This window comes from Nocardia vermiculata NBRC 100427, assembly GCF_001613265.1.
In the GTDB taxonomy this organism is placed as follows: domain Bacteria; phylum Actinomycetota; class Actinomycetes; order Mycobacteriales; family Mycobacteriaceae; genus Nocardia; species Nocardia vermiculata.
In genome coordinates this window covers 58,874-77,274 of sequence record NZ_BDCA01000003.1, presented here as the reverse complement: position 1 = coordinate 77,274, position 18,401 = coordinate 58,874, and the positions used below count along the sequence as shown (strand labels likewise).

The 18,401-nt window shown below is 65.4% G+C and carries 18 protein-coding genes and 1 pseudogene; 12 read left to right on the top strand and 7 right to left on the bottom strand.

Features of this window, described 5'->3' with window-relative positions; genetic code table 11:
• Nucleotide 1 precedes the first annotated feature (1 nt).
• The 5 genes and pseudogenes from NV2_RS06220 to NV2_RS32630 form a co-directional block, all read left to right on the top strand.
• Nucleotides 2–1,678 carry an ABC transporter family substrate-binding protein gene (locus tag NV2_RS06220; protein ID WP_067870504.1) on the top strand — a complete coding sequence of 559 codons (1,677 nt, stop codon included), beginning with the start codon at nucleotides 2–4 and terminating at the stop codon, nucleotides 1,676–1,678.
• Between the two features lie 33 nt (nucleotides 1,679–1,711).
• A complete protein-coding gene (locus NV2_RS06215; RefSeq protein ID WP_067870502.1) occupies nucleotides 1,712–3,382 on the top strand; it encodes an ABC transporter family substrate-binding protein in 1,671 nt (556 codons plus the stop codon).
• Entirely contained in the window at nucleotides 3,379–4,035 is a 657-nt protein-coding gene (locus NV2_RS06210; RefSeq protein ID WP_245662474.1) for a hypothetical protein, read from the top strand. Before NV2_RS06215 ends, NV2_RS06210 begins: the two co-directional genes overlap by 4 nt.
• Nucleotides 4,036–4,127: 92 nt before the next feature.
• Complete coding sequence (locus NV2_RS06205) at nucleotides 4,128–4,685, top strand: dihydrofolate reductase family protein (protein WP_067870500.1); 558 nt, start codon at nucleotides 4,128–4,130, stop codon at nucleotides 4,683–4,685.
• Nucleotides 4,682–4,807, top strand: a pseudogene (locus NV2_RS32630) (hypothetical protein); the annotation flags it as partial. The gene NV2_RS06205 and the pseudogene NV2_RS32630, both read left to right, overlap by 4 nt.
• A 19-nt stretch (nucleotides 4,808–4,826) precedes the next feature.
• On the opposite strand, the gene NV2_RS06200 reads toward NV2_RS32630, so the two are convergent.
• Nucleotides 4,827–5,279 carry a nuclear transport factor 2 family protein gene (locus NV2_RS06200; protein ID WP_245662473.1) on the bottom strand — a complete coding sequence of 151 codons (453 nt, stop codon included), beginning with the start codon at nucleotides 5,277–5,279 and terminating at the stop codon, nucleotides 4,827–4,829.
• A gap of 92 nt (nucleotides 5,280–5,371) precedes the next feature.
• Between NV2_RS06200 and NV2_RS06195 the strand changes: the two genes are divergently transcribed.
• Nucleotides 5,372–5,851, top strand: a complete 480-nt coding sequence (locus NV2_RS06195; protein ID WP_067870498.1) for a MarR family winged helix-turn-helix transcriptional regulator — start codon at nucleotides 5,372–5,374, stop codon at nucleotides 5,849–5,851.
• Nucleotides 5,852–6,104: 253 nt separating this feature from the next.
• Here the strand turns inward: NV2_RS06195 and NV2_RS06190 are convergent, their stop codons facing one another.
• Together NV2_RS06190 and NV2_RS06185 are read right to left on the bottom strand one after the other, a co-directional pair.
• On the bottom strand, nucleotides 6,105–6,863 hold the full coding sequence (locus NV2_RS06190) for a lysophospholipid acyltransferase family protein (protein WP_067870681.1): 759 nt from the start codon (nucleotides 6,861–6,863) through the stop codon (nucleotides 6,105–6,107).
• 37 nt (nucleotides 6,864–6,900) lie between these two features.
• Complete coding sequence (locus NV2_RS06185; RefSeq protein ID WP_067870496.1) at nucleotides 6,901–7,698, bottom strand: lysophospholipid acyltransferase family protein; 798 nt, start codon at nucleotides 7,696–7,698, stop codon at nucleotides 6,901–6,903.
• A gap of 129 nt (nucleotides 7,699–7,827) precedes the next feature.
• Here NV2_RS06185 and NV2_RS06180 point away from each other — a divergent pair, with 129 nt between their 5' ends.
• Together NV2_RS06180 and NV2_RS06175 are read left to right on the top strand one after the other, a co-directional pair.
• The gene (locus NV2_RS06180) at nucleotides 7,828–8,715 is read left to right on the top strand and encodes a hypothetical protein (RefSeq protein ID WP_067870494.1); all 888 of its coding nucleotides are present in this window, start codon (nucleotides 7,828–7,830) and stop codon (nucleotides 8,713–8,715) included.
• A 90-nt stretch (nucleotides 8,716–8,805) separates the two neighbouring features.
• A complete protein-coding gene (locus NV2_RS06175) occupies nucleotides 8,806–10,362 on the top strand; it encodes an MBL fold metallo-hydrolase (RefSeq protein WP_067870493.1) in 1,557 nt (518 codons plus the stop codon).
• A 30-nt stretch (nucleotides 10,363–10,392) separates the two neighbouring features.
• Here the strand turns inward: NV2_RS06175 and NV2_RS06170 are convergent, their stop codons facing one another.
• Complete coding sequence (locus NV2_RS06170; protein WP_067870491.1) at nucleotides 10,393–11,214, bottom strand: SDR family NAD(P)-dependent oxidoreductase; 822 nt, start codon at nucleotides 11,212–11,214, stop codon at nucleotides 10,393–10,395.
• 120 nt (nucleotides 11,215–11,334) lie between these two features.
• Here NV2_RS06170 and NV2_RS06165 point away from each other — a divergent pair, with 120 nt between their 5' ends.
• Complete coding sequence (locus NV2_RS06165) at nucleotides 11,335–11,940, top strand: TetR/AcrR family transcriptional regulator (RefSeq protein ID WP_067870489.1); 606 nt, start codon at nucleotides 11,335–11,337, stop codon at nucleotides 11,938–11,940.
• Between the two features lie 5 nt (nucleotides 11,941–11,945).
• Here the strand turns inward: NV2_RS06165 and NV2_RS06160 are convergent, their stop codons facing one another.
• Genes NV2_RS06160 through serS form a run of 3 tightly spaced genes read right to left on the bottom strand, consistent with a single transcriptional unit; the run spans nucleotide 11,946 to nucleotide 16,148 of the window.
• Nucleotides 11,946–12,926, bottom strand: a complete 981-nt coding sequence (locus NV2_RS06160; protein WP_245662472.1) for a DMT family transporter — start codon at nucleotides 12,924–12,926, stop codon at nucleotides 11,946–11,948.
• A 30-nt stretch (nucleotides 12,927–12,956) separates the two neighbouring features.
• Complete coding sequence (locus NV2_RS06155; RefSeq protein ID WP_245662471.1) at nucleotides 12,957–14,825, bottom strand: putative bifunctional diguanylate cyclase/phosphodiesterase; 1,869 nt, start codon at nucleotides 14,823–14,825, stop codon at nucleotides 12,957–12,959.
• A 60-nt stretch (nucleotides 14,826–14,885) separates the two neighbouring features.
• On the bottom strand, nucleotides 14,886–16,148 hold the full coding sequence (gene serS, locus NV2_RS06150; protein WP_067870484.1) for a serine--tRNA ligase: 1,263 nt from the start codon (nucleotides 16,146–16,148) through the stop codon (nucleotides 14,886–14,888).
• Nucleotides 16,149–16,272: 124 nt separating this feature from the next.
• Here serS and NV2_RS06145 point away from each other — a divergent pair, with 124 nt between their 5' ends.
• From NV2_RS06145 to NV2_RS06135, 3 genes are all read left to right on the top strand, one after another.
• Nucleotides 16,273–17,520 (top strand): septum formation family protein, encoded by a 1,248-nt coding sequence (locus NV2_RS06145; RefSeq protein WP_067870483.1) that lies wholly within the window; start codon nucleotides 16,273–16,275, stop codon nucleotides 17,518–17,520.
• 3 nt (nucleotides 17,521–17,523) lie between these two features.
• On the top strand, nucleotides 17,524–17,877 hold the full coding sequence (locus tag NV2_RS06140; RefSeq protein ID WP_067870482.1) for a metallopeptidase family protein: 354 nt from the start codon (nucleotides 17,524–17,526) through the stop codon (nucleotides 17,875–17,877).
• 200 nt (nucleotides 17,878–18,077) lie between these two features.
• Complete coding sequence (locus tag NV2_RS06135; RefSeq protein ID WP_067870481.1) at nucleotides 18,078–18,389, top strand: PE family protein; 312 nt, start codon at nucleotides 18,078–18,080, stop codon at nucleotides 18,387–18,389.
• Nucleotides 18,390–18,401: the final 12 nt, after the last annotated feature.

Here is an 18,401-nt window from a genome sequence, read left to right as displayed (position 1 = left end):
CGTGCGGATAGGTTCGAAGCCGTTCCGGCTGGCCGCAGTGGCGGTCGCGATCGGAACGGGTATTGCGCTCGCCGGATGTTCCTCGGTGGATACCACCGGCGGTCCGGCTGCGCTGGGCACCGCCGACGACATCAATCCACAACCGCGCGAGGCGGTCCGGGACGGCGGCAACCTGCGGCTCGCGGTCAGCTCGTTCCCGGCGAATTGGAATGCACTCACCGTCGACGGTAACAATCTCGAGATCGCCGAGATCGTCTGGCCGTTGATGCCGCGCTCCTACATCACCGACGCCGCAGGCAATCTGACGATCGACAAGAACTATTTCACCGATATCCAGCTCACCGGCACCGATCCGCAACAGGTCACCTACACCATCAATCCGAAAGCGGTGTGGAGTGACGGATCGCCGATCACCTGGGAGGACATCGCTTCTCAGGCGCACGCACTCAGTAGTGCCGACACGCGCTATCAGATCGCGATCAACAGTGGGTTCGACCGGGTGGAGAAGGTGGAGCGCGGGGTCGACGACCGCCAGGCCGTCATCACCTTCAAAGAGCACTACGCCGACTGGCGCGGCCAGTTCGCGGGTAACTCGATGCTGTATCCGAAATCGGTGACCGCCGATCCGGAGGCATTCAACCATGCCCTGCTGAACGGGATTTCGCTGACCGCGGGGCCGTTCGTCGTGCAATCCACCGACCGCACCCAGGGCCGGGTAGTGCTGGCCCGCAACCCGAAGTGGTGGGGTGAACGACCGAAGCTGGACACCATCACCTACAGCGTGCTGGACCGGTCCGCCTACGCGGCGGCACTGCAGAACAACGAATTGGACGGTGCACGACTGTCTTCCATCGAGGATGTCGCCACCGTTCGCAGTACACCCGATCTGGTGGTGCGGCACACGCCCGGAAATCTGTGGCGACACCTGACCTTCAACGGCGCTCCGGGGTCCATCCTCGCCGATCCGGCATTGCGCGTGGCGATTTCGAAGGCGATCGACCGGCAGGGCATCGCGAACGCGACCCAGAACGGTCTGGTCGCGGACCCGAAGACGCTGAACAACCACATCTTCATTCAGGGCCAGCAGGGATATCAGGACAACAGCCTGCCCTTCGATCCGCAGGCCGCCGCTCGCGAACTCGACGCCCTGGGCTGGAAACTGCAGGGCGATGTGCGGGTCAAGGACGGGCGACCGCTCGAGATCCGCGATGTGATGTACAACGATCCGACGTGGGTGCGGATCGCACAGATCATTCAAGGGGATCTGGCGAAGGTCGGGGTGAAACTCACCATCGACACCCGCCCCGGGCAGGGATTCTTCACCGACGTGATGATTCCGGGTGATTTCGACGTCGCCCAGTTCCAATTCTCCGGTGACGCCTTCCCTTTGGGCAGCATTCCGCAGATCTACGCGTATCACCCCGACGACCTGCAGACCAATTTCGGGCGCATCGGGTCCGAGGAATTGAACGCGCTGATCGATGAAACACTCAGCGAACTGGATCCCGCCAAGGCGATCGCGCTGGCCAACCAGGTGGACCGCAAGGTCTTCGAAGAGGGCTTCTCCCTGCCACTCACCCAGGATCCAGGCAATTTCGGCGTGCGCACGAATGTCGCCAACTTCGGTGCACCCGGCCTCGCCTCCTACGACTACACCAAGATCGGCTTCGTGAAGTAGGCCGGCACGTCCCGACGAAAGGAGAGCGAGCCCATGCGGATTCGTTCGACATTGACCCGGCTCGCGGTTCCCGCGGCCGCGATCGGATTACTGTTGTCGGGCTGTAGTGCCGACACGGGAGTGACGGCGAGCACGGTGGATCTCGCGGGGAAGAGTGATATCAACCCGATGGATCCGAGTGCGTTGCAGGACGGGGGGAATTTGCGGATGCCGCTGAGTTCCTTCCCGGCGAACTTCAACTACCTGCATATCGACGGCGGCGACGAGTCCAGCTCTTCGGTGGTCACCCCGACGTTGCCGCAAACCTTCTCGAGCGATGCCAAGGGCGATCTGACGATCGACCACAACTACTTCACCGATATCAAGCTCACCAATACCAGTCCGCAGCAGGTCACCTACACCATCAACCCGAAGGCCGTGTGGACCGACGGCACCCCGATCACCTGGGAGGACATGCGTTCACAGGCGCAGGCCATGGCCGGCGCCGATCGGGGTTACCAGGTGGCCGCGGTCAGCGGCTTCGATCGGGTGGAGAAGGTGGAACGTGGTGTCGACGACCGGCAGGCCGTCGTCACCTTCAACAAGCCCTATTCCGAGTGGAAGGGCCAGTTCAACCCGCTGTACCCGAAGTCGGTGACCGAAAGCCCCGAGGCGTTCGCCGAGTCCGCACGCAATACGCTGCCCGTGAGCGCGGGACCGTTCATGGTCGGGCCGATCGACCGGACCCAGAACCGGATCACGCTGGTCCGGAACCCGAAGTGGTGGGGTCCGGCTCCCAAGCTCGACACCATCACCTTCAGCGTGCTCGACCACAGTGCGTGGCTTGCCGCGATTCAGAACAACGAGATCGACTACGCCTATATGTCGGGCCTGGAAATGGTGACCGGCGCCCAGGGCACGCCGGGTGTCGTGGTGCGGCGCGCCTCGGAGCCGAAGTTCTCGCACATCACCTTCAACGGCGCACCCGGTGCGTTGCTTTCGGATCCGAAGCTGCGCATCGCGATTTCCAAGGCGATCGACCGGCAAGCCATCGTCAACGCCAGCCAGCACGGCATCGTGACCGACCCCGAGCCGCTCAACAATCACATCTACATGATGGGACAGAAGGGATACCAGGATAATTCGGCGCCCGTGGCGTTCGATCCGCAGGCAGCGGCCGCGGAACTCGATGCGCTCGGCTGGAAGCTGAACGGCGACGTGCGGGAGAAGGACGGCCGCCCGCTGGTACTGCGCGATGTGATGTATCAGCAGGATGCCTGGGTCGATACCGCCAAGATCGTGCAGGAGGGGCTGGCGAAGGTCGGGGTGAAGCTGGAAATTCAGACCGTTCCCGGTACCGGCTTGTTCACCGATGTCATCGATCCGGGCAACTTCGATCTGGCCCAGTTCAGCTGGAACGGTAGCGTGCTTCCGCTCGGGGCACTGCCCCAGATCTACGCCTACGACCCGAACAATCTCCAGGGCAACAAGGCTCGTATCGGCTCGCCGGAATTGAACGCCAAGATCGAGGAAACGATTTCCGAACTCGATCCGCAGAAGGCCATCGAACTGGCCAACGAATGCGACAAGATGATCTGGGAGGAAGGGTATTCCCTGCCACTCAACCAGGCGTCGGGCACCTACGCCACGCGTGACAATCTCGCGAATATCGGCGCCTTCGGCATGGCCACGCCCGACTGGACGAAAGTTGGCTTCCTGAAGTGATTTCCGGTACCGGCCACCCGCTGGCGTACCCGGTACTCACCACGATCGGCGCCCTGGTGATCTGCTTCGCCTGGGCGCCGTTCGCCGATCTGGAGCAGTTGGCCATGCTCGCGGCGGTGGGCGTGGTCATCGTGGTCTACAGCGGGTTCCGGCTCGCCGTCGCCTTCGCCGTGGTGCCGTGGCGGACGATTCCCGCCGGTGATTTCCACGTGCGACGAGTGCGCCAGCAGTACCAGCTGCTCAGCCGCTCCTGGTTGGAGTGCACCGATGCCGGCGCCACTCGCTGGGTCCCGGTGTATTTCGATCCGGCACTGGTCACACTCATCGACGCGGAAGGGTCGTTCGACGCCACGGTCGAGGTGAACGGCCACCGTCTATTCGTCTCGGGCGCGGCCCGCGACACCGAACCCAAGGGCCGCCTGATCGACAACCCCAGCCGATCCGATCCGGACAGCAGCGGCCATGCGGCCCGGTCCGTACGCCTCGGGCGCCGCCTCCTGCTCGACGCCCAATTCGCGGTGGCAGCGCCCTTCGCAGGCCTGTTCTGGATCTACGTCGCCGGCGGTGGACTACCCGCTTTCGTCGGCGCCACCGTGGTCGCCGCCGGGGCCGCCACCTGGTTCGCCGCCATCCGCGGTTCCGACCCGAGCTGATCATTCCCGGTCGTCCACCACCGATGAATCCAGTGTCCTTCTTCGGTCTACACAGGGAGTGCACACCTGCGACGGCGAAGGGAGGTTCCTCGATGCGAACGCTCGCGATCACCCAGAACATCACCCTCGACGGTTCGATCGAGATGCTCGGAGACTGGTTCGATCCCCAGGGCCAGGGCGGCGACAGCTCGGATCTGCTCGACGAGATGCATCGCCAAGACGAGCGAGCCGACGGGTTCCTCGTCGGCCGGCGGACCTTCGAGGACCTGCGCGGCTACTGGCCCGAGCAGACCGACGACACCACCGGAATCACCGACTATCTCAACCAGGTTCGCAAGTATGTCGTCTCCTCGACCATGACCGATCCCCGGTGGCAGAACTCGGTGGTTCTGTCCGGTGACCCCATCGCCGAGATCCGCGAGGTGAAGCAGCAGCCGGGCCACGACATCGTGGTCACCGGAAGTATCACGCTCTGCCACGCACTGATCACAGCGGGCTTGGTTGACCAGTACCGGCTGTTCGTCTACCCCGTGGTGCAGGGCCGCGGCCGCAGGCTCTTCCCGGAAGGCTTCGAGCTGCCGCAGCTGAATTTGCTGGACACGAAGGCGTTCGACTCCGGCATCACCTACTCCTGCTACGCCCCGGCGTGACCTCGCCGCGCCGTATCGCTGGACGAGTCGTTTCGAGGGCCGGTCCGAGAAGGGCTGAACCGGGCGAGGTGTCACTGCGGTGGATCCATGTGCACATGATCGAGGACACTGCCCGGTACGCCGGTCACGCCGACGGGGCAATTACAGGTTGCGGCCGATCGCCTCGGTCAAGGCGAACGGCACGACCTTCAAACGATCGAAGCGCCACCCTTTCTCGGTGCGCCGTGCACCGTAGTGATGCTGTGCTGCTGCGATCGCCTCGGTGTCGTCGTCCAGCACGTAGACCCCGATGTCGTGGGCGCGCACATCCGCGGTGTCGCCGTCCAGTTCGACGACGATATTGCTCTTACTGTGCAGGGTTCGGAGATAACGGTCGTGACCATGGCCGACGACGCGGTGGAGTTCGTCGATCCCGACGGCTCGCCCACGCATCGACTCCACGACCACATCCGCGGTGAAGAGCTGCTCGGTCTCGTCGAAGCGTCGCTCATCGACCCAGACGCTGTGCCGGGCAACCAACTCGGTGAGTTCGGCCCGGTCGGCCAGGTCGCGGATCAAGGTTTCGGTGCTGTTCATCGTTTCGGTGCTGTCCATCACAGCCTCCATATTCGTTTACGTTTCTAACGTTTATCCCACTAACGAATGTAGACCGTTAGGAGGACTAACGCAAGAGGTAGTCTTATCGCATGGAGAACGACGACGACCTGCGGTTCGACATCGGCCCGGGAACGCCCGACCGGCTCAAAGGTCAGTTGTCCCGCCTACTCGGCATGACCGCTACACAGACCGCCCGCGTCGCCGGCAACGCACTGCGCGCGGCCGGCGCCCACAAGGACCATTTCATCGTCCTCGCCGCGCTCGACGAACAGGGACCCGCCAGCCAGGCAACCCTGTCCGACCGCACCCGCGTCTACAAGAGCGACCTCGTCGCGGTCCTCAACACGCTCGAAAGCCACGGCTGGGTCCACCGCACCCCCGACCCGAAAGACAAGCGCCGCAACATCATCGACATCACCGAATCGGGCGGATCCCGCCTGAAGGAACTGGGCCGAATCCTCGACAGCGTCAACGCCCACATCATGGCGCCACTCGACCCCACCGAACGCGCTCGACTATTCGACTACCTCGGCCGCATCAACACCCACCTGGTCGATCCGCCGGAGTAAGCACACTACTCGGAATGCTGCCCGCAACTATCGGACCGGGCTACCGGTCGCGCCGGATCAATGATGAACGAACACCGCCTCGCCTACGCGATAACCGGGACCAGCATCCTCATCGCACAGGCGCGCTATCACTACTGATACCGGTCCTGGACGATTCGAAGCCCACGTTTTCGACACGCCTGGGCTCTGTACCGAGGCACTGGGGAATCAGCCGGCTTTCCAGCCGGAGCCGTCGGCTCCGGGTGGCGCGGATCTATCTCCCCTTGCTACGTTCGGCCTTCTTCGCGGCCCGTCGTTGCTTTTCCTGTTCCTCCAGCGCCGCCGCCTGCTCCATGGTCGGCGCTCCGCCGCCCAACCGCGCCGGTACCCAGAGCGCGCCCTGCGGCATCTCGTATCCGCGCTGCGCGAGGTCCAGCAACTTATCCATCTCGCAACGCAATTCGTCGGTCAGTTCGTCGACGGTTCCGCGCGGGGCGATGGGTTCGCCGATTCGGATATTGATCGGGAAATTATTGCGGCCCAATCGTTTCGGGATATCCTTTGTCCACACTCGCTGGGCGCCCCAGATCGTCATGGGAATGATCGGTACCTCGGCCTCGGTCGCCATGCGGGCCGCGCCGGATTTGAATTCCTTCAGCTCGAAGCTGCGGCTGATGGTGGCCTCCGGGTAGACCACGACGATTTCGCCGTCGCGCAGGGCGGTGACGGCGCGGGAGTAGGACTCGGCGCCGGCGGTGCGGTCGACGCCGATCGCCTTGCAGTGCTTCATCAGGAAGCCGACGATGCCGTGTTCGAGTTCGGCCTTCATCATGTAGCGGACGTTGCGACCGGATTTGCGGCCGACCAGGCCGACCTCCATGAAATCGAGATAGGCCGTGTGGTTGACGGCGAGCACTGCACCACCGGTGCGCGGAATATGCTCACCACCGGCGATATCGATCTGCAGGCCCTGCGCGCGGAACAGCGTGCGGACCAGTCCGGTGAGGACGTCGAAAACAGGTTCTCGCGTCAACGGTGACACTCCTCGCAACCGGCCGATCCCGCTCCGGTCAGGAGTCGGCGTTTCCCGCCTCGGCCGCACGACGGGCACGTGCCTCGGCTCTTGCCTTCGCTTTTGCTTCCGCCTCGGCCGCATCCATGGCGTCGGCTTCCTCCAGTGTCGGTGCGCCGCCGCCCAGCCGGGCCGGAACCCAGTATGCGCCCGGTTCGTGGGTATATCCCTGCTGCAGCCCCAGCAGCAACTCCTGCATGGCCGTGTGCACCGTTTCGGTGAGTTCGGCGACCGACTTCTCGTTCTCCTCGGCAGGCGGAAGAATCGGCTTGCCGACGGCGATGGAGATCGGGGTATTGGTGCGTCCCAGGCGCTTCGGGAATCCCTTGGTCCATACCCGCTGCGCGCCCCAGATCGTCATCGGGACGATCGGCACGCCGGCCTCGATGGCCATCCGCGCGGCACCGGATTTGAATTCCTTGATCTCGAAACTGCGGCTGATGGTCGCCTCGGGATACACACCGACCAGCTCACCGCGGCGCAGGTATTCGACCGCGGCCTGGTAGGAATCCGCACCGGCGCTCCGATCGACCGGGATGTGCCGCAGTGCCCGCATGATCGGCCCGGAGATCGAATTGTCGAAGACTTCCTTCTTCGCCATGAAGCGGATGTAGCGCTTCGGCGTGCGCGCGGGCAGGCCGGCGTAGGTGAAGTCCATGTAGCCGGTGTGGTTGATCGTGATGACGGCACCACCTTCGGCGGGGACGTTCTCCGCGCCGGTGACGTCGAATTTCAGGCCCTGTACGAAGAAGACGGTCCGAGCCAGGCCGATGATCGTCCGATATACGGGTTCCACAAGTCAGCTAGCGTAGTCGCTGTCACAATTTCGCTACCGACCGCCGCACACGAAACGAGGTTGAGCGCAGTGGAAAGCCCCAGTCCAGCAGCACCTACGGGCGGCCTGAAACAACGAAAAGGTTTGCGCGTGGTGAAGTCCGGGAAACTCGCGGCATTGCGCACGGGCGGGCTCGCGGTACTGGCGGTGGGCATACTCGCGGGATGCGACTCCGCGGTCGGCATCGAGGGAACCGACTATCACCGCACGGATTCCGCACCGGAAACCTCGCAATCGTCCACTCCCCGGCAGGCGGCGCCGGCCACCCCCGCAGCCCCGCCGGAGCCCGCGGTCACGGTCGCGTTGGCGACAGCCGATCCGGACACCACGGCAGCGCTGTCCCGATGGGCCGCGGATCTGCAGCGGCTCACACCCGCCGAGTTGGAGGCGAAGTGCTGGGCCATCGCTCCGCAGAATGTGGACACCATGTACGCCGACAAGGCGGCCATCGTCGCAGCACTGGCCGAACCGGGCACCGACAACGGCCGTGCGGTGACGTGGAAATCGCCTGTCGCCGCGGATACGGCGATCACCGTCGTCGCCCAACGGGCCGATATCGAGTCCGGCTACGCCTGCCCTCGGGTCTACCCGGCCGGCACCGAGACCGGTTTCGGCACCTACGGGGCTGCACATACCGCCGATGCCCGCCACGTCGTCCGGCGCTACCTGGCTCGCCTGACCGGTTCCCCGGTGAACCCGGCCGACGAGGAGAGCACGCATCCGCTGATCTGCGCCGCCGGCGATGCCTGGGATCCGAACGGCACCGGCGCCGCCACCCAGGCCCCGGCCGCGGCAAATCCGAACCAGCTCCCCACACCGACCGCCTTCGCGGATCAATCGATCAGTTCCACCGCCTTGAACAGCACATATCTGTCGATCTCGGCGAATGTGACGGCGGGCGGCACCCAACAGCAACGGACATACACCGTGCAGGCGACCGACAACGGCTACTGCATCGGGGACATACAGGCCGGATAGCGGGCCACCCCGCCGGGGACCCGCGCGCACCGCTGCCACCGCAGGGCTACCCTGGATGGCTGGCAACCCCGGTTCAGGAGGGACTTCTTCGTGCAGATCACCAGCGTCGGACATGCCGGATTCCATATCCGCACCGCGGCCGGGACGATCCTCTGTGATCCCTGGGTGAATCCGGCCTACTTCGCGTCCTGGGTGCCGTTCCCGGACAACACCGGGCTGGACTGGGACGAGCTGGGTAACTGCGATTACCTCTATGTCTCCCACCTGCACCGGGACCATTTCGACGCACAGCATCTGCTCGACCACGTGAACAAGGACGCCACCGTCCTGCTGCCGGACTACCCGGTGCCGGATCTGCAGCGTGAGCTGGAGAAACTGGGTTTCCACACCTTCTACGAGACCCAGAACTCGGTGAAGCACACCCTTACCGGTCGCGACGGGCACGAGCTCGACATCATGATCATCGCGCTGCGCGCCCCGGCGGACGGCCCGATCGGCGACTCGGGCCTGGTGGTCTCCGACGGTGAGACCGTCTGCTTCAACATGAACGATGCGCGGCCGGTCGATATGGATGTGCTGCACGAACAGTTCGGCCATATCGATGTGCATCTGCTGCAGTACTCGGGCGCGATCTGGTACCCGATGGTGTACGACATTCCCAGCAAGACCAAGGCGAACTTCGGTAAGCAGAAGCGACAGCGCGGCATGGATCGCGCCCGCAGCTATATCGAGCAGGTCGGTGCCACCTGGGTGGTGCCCTCGGCCGGTCCGCCCGTCTTCCTCGACGACGAGCTGCGCTACCTCAACGATGACCGTGAGAACCGCTACTCCACCGACAACGGCAACATCTTCCCGGATCAGATGGTGTTCCTGGAGCAGATGCGCATCCACGGCAACGAGGGTGGGGTGCTGATGATTTCGGGTTCCGTCGCGGACGTCCACGGTAAGGAACTGGACCTGACCCACCCGTTCGATCCGGCCGAGATCTACGACGACAAGGCCGGCTACATCGAGCGGATGGCGCAACGGATGGCGCCGGTCCTCGAGCGTGAGAAGGCTTCGTGGGCAAGCGCGGACGGCGATCCGCTGCTGCCGGGCCTGAAGGAGCTGTTCGAGCCGATCATGGCGCAGAGCGATCTGATCTGCGACGGAATCGGCTATCCGGTCGGTCTCGTCATGGGCGACGAGACGGTAGTGCTGGATTTCCCGAAGCGGGTGGTGCGCGCGCCGATCGAGGGAGAAGGCAAGTACCGCTACGGTTTCCGGATCGCCCCGCAGCTGGTACGTACCGTGCTGCGCGACAACGAACCCGACTGGGTGAACACCATCTTCCTGTCGACCCGCTTCACCACCTGGCGAATCGGCGGCTACAACGAATTCCTCTACACCTTCTTCAAATGCCTCACCGACGAGCGCATCGCCTACGCGGACGGCTGGTTCAACGAGGCACACGACGATACGGCCTCCTGCGAGCTCGACGGCTGGGAGATCCAGCGCCGATGCCCGCACCTGAAAGCCGATCTTTCGAAATTCGGTGTGGTGGAAGGAAATACCCTCACCTGCAATCTGCACGGCTGGCAGTGGGACCTGGAGTCCGGACGCTGCAAGACCTCCAAGGGTCACGAACTGCGGTCGCGCAAGCTGTAGGCACGGCGTTCACGCACCCGTGCACGACGCTCAGCCGGGCGCCATCCGGCTGAGCTCCTCCCATTCCCGGTAGTTCTCGGCGCGAGCCGCGTACAACTCGAGCACCTGATCGAACGAGGTGCTGCCGATGATCAGCCGGCGTGGTGGTTCCGAAACCTCGGCGAGCTGCGTGATCACCGGCGCTGCGGTGCTCGGCGCGGGGCCCGCCTCGTCGCCCCACATCTCCGCCAGCCGGGCGCGGAGCGGCTCGTACTGCGGCGCCGGCTCGGTGGCAGTGGTACCGGTGGCGAACAGATCGGTGTCGTAACCGCCCATTTCGAGGTTGGTGACCTTGATCCCGAAAGGGTCGACCTCCATCGCCAATGCCTCGGTGAGCGAGGCGAGTGCCGCCTTGCCCGCGCCGTAGAAGCCGACCGCGGCCATTCCGCCCGCGGTACCCATCGAGGTGACCTGCAGGATACGACCGTGGCCCTGTGCGCGGAGCTGCGGCAGTACGGCCTGAACCACCCACACGGCGCCGAAGAAGTTCACGTCGAGATGGGCGCGAGCCTGCTCCTCGGTGGCCTCCTCCACCATGCCGTACAACATGCCGCCGGCATTGTTGATCACGATGTCGAGCGTGCCGAAGGCGGCGACCGCCTGCTCGACCACATCGAACACCGCACGGCGGTCCGCGACGTCCAGCGCGAGCGGCACCAGCTGTTCCGGATAGGCGCTCACCAGTTCGGCCAGCGGCTCGGTATTGCGGGCTGCCGCGACTACACGGTCACCGGATTTCAGGGCGGCTTCGGTGAAAGCACGACCCAGGCCGCGCGAAGCTCCGGTGATGAACCACACCTTGGCAGTGGTCATATGCGCCACATCCTTTCGGTAACGAGACGAACCGTCTCGTGTTGTCTCGAACAGAGTGACAGTGAACCGGCAACCTGTCAAGACGGACCGTCTCGTCTTGCCTACTGTTACGCTCAGCACATGGCAGTCCCCTCGAAAGCCGCCGAATCCACCAGCTCCCGTCGCAGTGAACGCGCTCGGCAGGCGATCCTGGAGGCGGCCCGCGCGCTGGTCGTGGAGGTCGAGTACCGCAAGGTCTCCATCGAGGCCATCGCGGCCCGCGCCGGGGTCGGCAAGCAGACGATCTACCGCTGGTGGCCCTCGAAAGGGGCGGTGATCTTCGATGCGTTCCTCGACCTCAGCACCGACGACGAACAGGGCATGGCGCTGCCCAATACCGGCGATATCGACGCGGATCTGAAAACCGTGCTGCGCGCAACGGTCTCGGAGTTCGCCGATCCCGCGTTCGACGCCCCGGTCCGCGCGCTCAACAGCGAGATCATCAGCGATCCGGAACTGGCGCAACAGTACGATCAGCGGCTGCGCGCCCCGGTGGACGAGGCCAAGAAGGTGCGGCTCCGCAGTGCACAGCAGGCCGGGCAACTCGCCCCGGACGCCGACCTCGAGCTGCTGCTCGAATTGCTCTACGCACCGATCTACCAGCGCTGGTTACTGCGCACCGGACCGCTCACCCCCGAATACGCCGACGCACTCGTCGAACACACATTGCGCGCCTTCCGCCCCTGATCGGCTCAGGCCCGCGCCCGCCCCTGGGCGAGCACCGCGACCGCGGCGGCGACCAGCGTCAGCCCGCAGCCGATGAACACCGCCGCCGACAACCCGGCTCCCGAGGGCACGACTACATCGATGACCACCGACCCGACGAGCTGTCCGGACACCGAGGTCAGACCGAACAGCAGCACTCCGATCCACCGCACCACCAGCGCCGCGACCGCGATGAAGAACACGCCGATCAGGCCGCCGAGATACAGCCACGGTTCGGTGGGAAACTCCTCGGGCCATCCGATGCGGGTCAGCTGTACGAGCTGAACCAGCACCAGGCCGAAGGTTCCGGTGGCGAAGTTGATCGTGGTGGCCGGCAACGGACCACCGACCGCCGCGACCCGGCCGTTGACCGCCTGCTGCCAGGCCAGGCCGATACCGGCGAGCGCGGGCAGCGCGATCAGCAAATACACCGCACCCCCACCGGTGTCCGAACCACCGGAGCGCCCCAGCGCCGCCAGGCATACCGCACCGATGGCCAGCGCCGCCGCGCCGAGCCGGACCGGCGTGACCGGGGTGACGCCGGCGGGGCCCAGCCCCCACCGGTCCACGACCAGACCACTGCTCAATTGACCCGCGACCACCGCGATGGTGAGAGCGGTGACACCGATGGTGGCGACCGTCAGTCCTTGACAGGCAACGAAGAACGCACCGCAGAAGCCACCCAGCAGTTGCCACCAGTGCAACGGTCCGGTCCGCACGGCACGGCGAATCTGCGCCAGCCCCGACCGCATCCGTGCACTGAAGCAGACCGCGAGCAGCAGCAGAATCAATCCGGAACCGAAGCTGATCAGCGCGGCCGCGATGCCGTCGTGCAGCCGATCGCCGAGATCACCGTTGATGCGCGCCTGGACCGACACCCCCACGCCGCAGCTCAGTCCGAGCAGCACACCGGCACGGCGGCGCACTTCGGACCGTTCCCGGATTCGCACCGGCTGCTCGACGTTCACTGCTGCCACAGTAGTGCGGCATGCATCCGGTCAGATCCGGCTGCCCAGGCCGTCGGGATCGAAACCGTTGTCGTCCACCGGAACCCAGCCCTTGGCCGCGAATTCTCGTTCCGCGGCGGCGCCGACCAGGCCGGGCCGGTCGTTCAGACCGCTGATCAGCTCGGATACCGGATGTGAATCGCTGTAGTGGTAGCCCTGCGCGAGCGCGAAACCCAGTTCGGTGAGTACCGCCGCCTGATGCTCGGTTTCCACGCCCTCGGCGATGACCTGCAGATCCAGCGATTTACTCAATGCCGCGATCACGCCGAGCAGCGGCGGGGCCGGTGAGTCGGAGCGGATCGCGGCGACGAAGGACTGATCGACCTTGAGAATATCGCTGGGAATGGTGGCCAGCCGGCTCAGCGACGAGTAGCCGGTGCCGAAATCGTCGATCGCGATCCGCACGCCACGATCGCGCAGGGTATGCAGATTGGCGATGGCGGTCTCGGATTCGGCGGCCATCTCGGTCTCGGTGACCTCGAGGACGAGTTGTTCGGCGGGCCAGCCGGTATCGGCGAGAATATTCGTCACGCGCTGCGCGTAATCGCCCTCCGCCAGCTCCAGTCCGCTGACGTTCACGTTCAGGGTCAGATCGAGCTGCGAGAAGGTTTGTTCCAGCCGGGCCGCGTCCGCGCAGGCGCGACGCAGCACCAATTCGTCCAGATCGGAGATGAGGTCGTTCTCCTCGGCGATCCGGATCAAGCCCTCGGTCGAGATATCCGGCTGTGCCGTCGAGGACCAGCGCAGCAGGGCCTCCACCCCGACCGCCTGGGCACCATCCGCACCGAGGCTCACAATGGGCTGGTAGTGCACATCGAGCGCACCGGTATCGATGGCCTCACGCAACTCCACGGCCAGCGGCAGCTGCCGCGAGGACTCCAGCACCGTGCGGTTACGGCCACCCTGTTTGGCGCGATACAAACCCACGTCCGCCCGGCTGACCAGCAGCGATCCGGATTCACCCGGCTGCCATGAGGTGACACCCGCCGAACATCCCGTGGTGATCGCTGCCCGCAGTTGCTCGGTGAGCAGAATCGCGGCCTGCTCGGTGGTATTGGGCAAAAGCAGCACGAAGGCGTCACCGCCCCAGCGGGCCAGCACCTGCTCGGGCGCGAGCATCTTGGACCAGGTATCGCCGGTGCGCTGCAGCAACGCATCGCCGGCTCGATGACCGAGATGGTCGTTCAGTTTCTGGAACCGGTCGAGATCGACGAGCACCACGGCCAGGCTCTGACCGGTACGGCCGGCGTGCGCGATCGCCGCGTTCAGCGCCCGGTCGAAGCCGCGGCGGTTCATCAGGCCGGTGAGCGTATCGATATCGGCGTGGGAGGCCATCCGGGTCAGAATGCCCACCACGATCCCGATCCCCACCGTGATCCCGGCCGGGATGATGCCCGACCACCAGGGCAGCCCGCGTGAGGGCACGACCAGCAGGCACAGCACGGCCGCGAAGGTGACGTGCACCGCCGCCAGCCGCCAGGCGAAGAAGATCGCCGCGTCGGCAGCCACGAAGACGTAGAAGGCGGCGAGCGTGATCGCACCGACGGTATTGGGGAACCAGTGCACCGCAATGGTGACCAGGACCGTCGCGAGGGCCACATACCCGTGGTGCACCCAGTGCGGTAGTCGCGGTCCGAGGATGAGCAGGCTCACCCCGAGCAGGAGCGCGATCACGGCGGCCGTGCCCACCACGGCGCGGTTACCTTCCGATCCCGGAGCTACCACGGTGACGAGCAGGCCCAGGACACCACCCATGACGTAGAAGGCCCCGGTGGTCCGAGCCATGACCATTGCCGTCGCCAGCGCCGATGCCGCCCGAACCTGCGTGCGGGTGTCGCCGCGAGACCCGAATCCTCGCACGGGGTTCAGCCTAGACAACACGATGCAGGTCAGTGGTCGTATCAGCGGTATTCACCAGGCTCACCTCGGTAACTCGAGCACCTCGCGGCCGACGAACGGCACCAGGGCGGCGGGCACCCGCACCGAACCGTCGGCCTGCTGATGGTTCTCCAGCAGCGCGACGATCCAGCGGGTGGTCGCGAGGGTTCCGTTGAGGGTCGCGGCGATCTGCGGTTTTCCGTTCTCGTCGCGGTAGCGCACCGACAGCCGGCGGGCCTGGAAGGTGGTGCAGTTCGAGGTGGAGGTGAGCTCACGGTAGGTCTGCTGGGTGGGAACCCAGGCCTCACAGTCGAATTTACGGGCGGCCGAGCTGCCCAGGTCGCCACCGGCCACATCGATCACCCGATACGGGACCTCGATCGCGGCCAGCATCTCCTTCTCCCAGGCGAGCAGGCGCTCATGTTCGGCGGCGGCGTCCTCGGGGCGGCAATAGACGAACATTTCGACCTTGTCGAACTGGTGCACGCGGATGATGCCGCGAGTGTCCTTGCCGTAGCTGCCGGCCTCGCGCCGGAAACACGACGACCAGCCCGCGTAGCGCTTGGGACCGGCACTCAGATCCAGGATCTCGCCCGAGTGGTAGCCCGCGAGCGGGACCTCCGAGGTGCCGACCAGGTACAGATCGTCGTCGTCGAGATGATAGACCTCGGCCGAATGCTGACCGAGGAAACCCGTCCCGGCCATGATCTCCGGACGCACCAGGACCGGCGGAATCATCATGGTGAAACCGTTGGCGGTCGCGCGCTGGGCGGCCAGCTGCAGCAATCCCAGCTGCAGCAGCGCACCGTAACCGGTGAGGAAGTAGAACCGGGCGCCGGAAACCTTGGCGCCGCGTTCCATATCGAACAGGCCCAGTGCCTCACCCAGGTCGACGTGGTCGCGTGGCGTGAAATCGAACTCGGTGGGGGTGCCGACCGTTTCCAGCAGGACGAAATCGTCCTCACCACCGGCGGGCGCACCCTCCTGTACGACATTGGAGATCGCGCGGTGGGCGACGTCGAGCGCGGCCGCGGCCTCGTTCTCGGCGGCCTCGGCCTCCTTCACCTTCGCCGACAACTCCTTGCCCTGGGCCAGCAGGACGGGGCGCTCGTCCGGGGACGCCTTGCCGACCTTCTTACCGAGCGCTTTCTGCTCGGCGCGCAGACTGTCCGCCGTCGCGACCGCGGCTCGCCGGGAGGCGTCCGCCTCGAGCAGAGCATCGACCAGCGTCGGGTCCTCACCACGGACACGCTGCGACGCACGGACCGCATCAGGGTTATCGCGCAGGAATCGGAGGTCGATCATGGGTAATCAGCCTAATGGGAGCAGTCCAGCGAAATTCCCGCGGATCATCGGTTCCGCTGCGGATCCGAGGAAAACCCGACCGATCGTGGCAGGGTTCGCGCACGGCCTGCCATGATGGACGGCGATGTCCTCCGACGATGGGGCGCTCGAGGCGCCGGAACCGGAAACCGAAGAGTCCGACACGCCCGGTCGCGGGCGTGCCGGGGCGAAACGCCGCCGTCCGTTCTCCCGTGCGCGCGGTCGCTCCGGACACGGTCCGCGCGACGGTCGTGACGAGGCGCGCTCCGATACCGAGGGCCCGGCTACCGAGAACCCCGCGGACACTCCCGAGGGGGCCGCGGGTAAGCAGAAGGCCCTGCATCCGCATCGGCTGCGGTGGGGGCTGCTCGCGATCGCGATCGGTGCGGTGGTGGCGGCGCTGGTGACACTGTCGATCTCCGGGTTCCGCAGTTCGCACGGTCTGGAGGCACGCAATCCGGGCGCCAAGCCCGCCGGCCGGGCCGATGTCGCCTTCGGTTCCGCCAAATCCGGTGACTGCCTGACCTGGACCGATTCCAAGACGCTGGATCTGAACAAGGTCAACTGTTCGGACAAGCACCTGTTCGAGGTCACCGCCGACATCGATCTGAGCCGCTACCCGGGCCGCGAATTCGGCCCCGGTTCCGCCTTCCCCGATTCGCTGCGGTTCGGCGAACTGCGCGACGAGCACTGTGTCTCGGCCGCCGAGGCCTATCTGGGCGGCCGGCTCGATCCACGCGGGAAATTCGTGGTCGGCATGGTCAACCCCGGGGAGCCGGGCTGGCGTAACGGCGACCGGACCATCCGCTGTGGGCTGCAATTGGTCAGCGCGACCGGGAACGCCACCCAGCAGGCGGTGGGACGGGTCAGCGACAACGATCAGTCCCGCGTCTTCGATACCGGCACCTGCATCGGCATCAATCAGAATCTGCCCACCAACGAACCGGTCCCCTGTGGCGCACCGCACGCCTACGAGGTGATGTCGACGGTCGATCTCGGGGCGCACTTCAACGGCGGCCCACCGAGCAACGCCGACCAGGACAAGTTCATGCAGGACGAATGTGCCGGTGCCGCCCAGGAATACATGGGTGGCCAGGACGCGCTGATCAACAAGACGCTCACCATCTTCTGGGACAACCTCGACGCGCGCAGCTGGCTGGCCGGTAGTCGCAAGCTGAATTGCCTGGTGGGCAAGGGCTCTCAGGACGGCTTCGCGACGGTCACCGGCTCGGCCAAGGGTGACATCCTGATCGACGGCCAGGCGCCGGTCGCGCCGCCCAGTTCGGGACGCTCCACCCCGGCGCCGCTGCCGGGTGCGGCACCCGCCCCGATCCCACCCGACGCACCGCGCTGACTCATGCCGGTCACCATGTCGGAGAGCCGGTTCGAGGAACTGGTGGGCGATGCGCTGGATTCGATCCCGGCAGAGCTGACCCGCGCCATCGAGAACGTGGTGGTGCTGATCGAACCGCGGGACCGCGACGATCCACACCTGCTCGGGCTGTATCACGGCATCGCACTGACCGACCGGATGGACAGCCAGTACGGCGGTGCACTGCCCGACACCGTGACCATCTATCGCGAGGCGATACTGGAAATGTGCAGCGATGAGCAGGAGGTCGTGGACGAGGTGGCCATCACCGTGGTCCATGAGATAGCTCACTACTTCGGGATCGACGAACAGCGGCTGCATCAACTGGGTTGGGGCTAGTCTTTTACCCGCACAAGGTAAAGTCGAAACGATTCGCGACACGAGGGAACCGCAGCGGGGGCCGTCGCGTCCAATCATCTCGTAGGGGGAATTCTCGTGGTTCCACCGAAGGGTCGGTCGAGGGAGCCGGGCGCCACCGCGGTACTCGTCCCGCAATCGTCCCGACACTTGCATAGCCGCCACTAGAAGGAGTTCGAGACATGGTCGGTTTGGTCAGTGTGCAGCCGGAAGTCGTTCTCGCGGCCTCCGCGGAGCTCGATCTGCTCGCCGAACGGCTCGCCGCCGCAGCGGCTTTGGGCGGTCCCGCCACCCACGTCATCCCGTCGGGCGCCGAAGAAGTGTCCCTACTCGCCGCCAATCATTTCAACCAGGGCGCGATCAGTCACGACCACTCGGTGGCCCAGGGCATCCTCGAATTGCACCACGCCGCAGCCATTCTGCGACAACAACTGGCGTCCTATATCGCACAGGACGGCGTCAGCGCGGCCACCACCGCCCTCATCCAGTTCTAGACCGGATCCTTC